We start from the raw sequence: 2,566 nt of genomic DNA, 5'->3' as shown, positions 1-2,566 counted from the left end.
GCCGTAGACGCCGACGCGCTCGCACTCCTCAGCCGATGGCACGTTGAACGGGTAGAGATCGCGTTCGCTGAGGTCGTCGCGCACCATCTGGTCGGGCCGCAGCTTGGCCGAGACCTTGGTGAAGTACTCCCTGTCGAACTTGCGCACCGGATTCTTGTAGGAGGCACGGCCCGAGCTCTCGGCGATCGACTCGCCCCAGACCAGCAGCGGAATGTTGAAGCGAACCGCCGCCTGGAGCGGGAATGCGCCGACGCCGGCATGGCAGTGCCAGCAGGAATCACCGATGCCGGCCAGCGAATGTTTCGCGATGCGGTTCACGACGCTTCGGTTCGGCGTGAACATGATGTGGTCAACGTTGAACTGCTCGAGCGAGTTTTGCAGGTTGTACCAGCCAGTCTCGCTGTACCAGTTGTGGCTGAAGGTCACGGCCAGCGGTTTCATGCCGTAGATCTTGGTCAGCACATGCAGCTGAAAGGTGCTGTCTTTTCCACCGCTGATCGGGATGATGCAGTCGTAATTATTGCCGGCCGAGGCCTTCGCGGCCTCCAGGGTCGCGCGCAGGTCGCGCTCACGCGCGGCCCAGTCGATGTGGATCTTCTGCTCCGCCGACTGGCAGGCCTGGCAGACGCCAAGCTCGTCGAACACTACGCCCTCCTGCGTCTGCGGCACGCAGCAGCGTACGCAGTACTGGAGATGAGGGAAAGGTTTATCGGCAAACGGTGGGGTCATGGAGCGCTCGCTGAAAATAGGGATATCAAGTCGKAAGCGGAAACTGCCGGTCACGCGCACTGGCCAGTGCCAGGATCTCCGCCGCTACGCGCGGCGTCGCAAGCCCCGGCGGCGGAAACACAGAACGGTCGATCGGACGAAACGGCTCGCGTTCGAGAGTCGGCAGCAGATCCGCGGCGCATGCCACGGATTCTCCCAAACCGAGCCGACCATAGTCAAAATCAAGGTTAATGACCATCGGCGACCAGGACAGGCTCAGCACGCGCCGGCCGATCAGTGCTGCCTCGAAACCGACCGTGCTGGTCTGCACCACCAGCGTGTCGGCCAGGTGCAACTGCGGCGCCAGTGCGTCCTCTGTCGGCACGCTCCGGTAGATCCGGGGATGCGCGCCCAGGTCCGGAAACAGATGGTATTGGCTCGGATGATAGCGGATCAACAACGCGACGTCGGGACGCGCCTCGACCCATGTGCGCAGCCGGCGTTCGACGTCGAGCGCCAAGCCTGTACCGAGGTTCTCCGCGCTCACACCGGGGCCGGGTTCCTCGAAATTGCCGGCCCACATGACCGCCTTGAGGCCCTGCCAGCCAAGAGTGCGGCGAAGCACCTCGCCGGCCAGCGCATGCGCCGGATCGAACAGGCCTTCGTAGGCGGGACAGCCAGTCACCGCAATGCGCGAATCGGCGATCCCCGCGGCCAGCAAGTTGCGCCGCACAAAATCCGACAACACCGTGATGCGGTCCGCGAACACCTCGGTGCGCAAGTAGGCGTCGTGCGGCAGGCCGAACAAGTCGACCATCGTCAGGCTGGGCACGCCGCGCTGAACGGCGGCCTCGATCGCGGCCTGTTCGGAGCGCGGCGACCCGGTGCTCACGACCACCGCAGGGCGCAGTTCGTCAATCACGCTGCCGATGAAGCGCACCGGCAGAAAACCGCGGCGGCCCGTGCTGGCGTATCGGCGTGCGGCCTCGGCCTCACCATGGGTCTGCACCCACTCCTCGTAGTTGATCCCCAGATAACACTGACTTTCGAACGGGTCGACGTCGGGGTGGCTGTTGCCATCGAGCAATTGGCGGCCGCGCGCGAGCACCGCTTCGCGGTCGACCAGGTGCAGGAAATCCGCGTAGCCGCGCGGCTCAACACCAAGCCGCCGAGCTTGCTGGTAGCCCAAGGTCAGCGCCAGTAATTCGCAACGGGCGCCCAGTGACTGCAGGTGCTTCATGACTGGAGCCACCTTGCCGATATGGCCGCTGCCGTAGACCACGAAAAGCACGTCGCAGCCGGTGGCGGAAACAGCGACATCGCTCATGAGATCGGCCGGTCGGGCATCTTCAGAAAAAATCGACGTAACGCCGGAACTCGGCCGGCGATACATTGAGCAGCAGTTCGTCGCATTCGAGGCGCTTGAGCCTCGCGAATTCGTCGACGAACCGCTGGCCGAGAGCGGCGCACAGGGCGGTGTCGGCTTCGAGAGCATCAAGCGCGTCGGGTAGCGAGGCCGGCAGCCGCGCGATGCCGCGCGCGGAGAGTTCGTCAAGGTTCAACGCGTAGAGGTTTTCGTTGCAGGCTTGGCCCGGGTCGAGCTTGCGGCGGATGCCATCGAGGCCGGCGTGCACGATCGCCGCCGTCAGCAGGTAGGGATTGGCCGAAGCGTCCGGTACGCGCAGTTCGAGCCGGCCGCCCGGCACCCGTACGAAAGCGGTGCGGTTGTTGTCGCCCCAGGCGATGTTGACCGGCGCCCAAGTCGCGCCGGAACGCGACCCGCGTGAGACCAGCCGCTTGTACGAGTTGACACAGGGCGCGGCGATCGCGGTCAGGCCGCGCGCGTGCGCCATCAGAC

Annotated in this window: 2 protein-coding genes and 1 pseudogene; all 3 read right to left on the bottom strand. The window is 65.1% G+C overall.

What is annotated here, in order from left to right; genetic code table 11:
• Nucleotides 1–783, bottom strand: a 783-nt coding sequence (locus AC1DYM_RS22900) for an N-acetyl sugar amidotransferase (RefSeq protein WP_477342335.1), incomplete at its 3' end; no start/stop codon positions are given.
• On the bottom strand, nt 755–2,035 hold the full coding sequence (locus tag AC1DYM_RS22895; RefSeq protein WP_477342333.1) for a hypothetical protein: 1,281 nt from the start codon (nt 2,033–2,035) through the stop codon (nt 755–757). The genes AC1DYM_RS22895 and AC1DYM_RS22900, both read right to left, overlap by 29 nt.
• Before the next feature lie 22 nt (nt 2,036–2,057).
• Nucleotides 2,058–2,566, bottom strand: a pseudogene (glnA, locus tag AC1DYM_RS22890) (glutamine synthetase); the annotation flags it as partial.

The organism is Luteibacter sp. P1_D3 (assembly GCF_056406135.1).
Note: the sequence above shows the minus strand (reverse complement) of the source record. Positions and strands in the feature narration are given on the sequence as shown.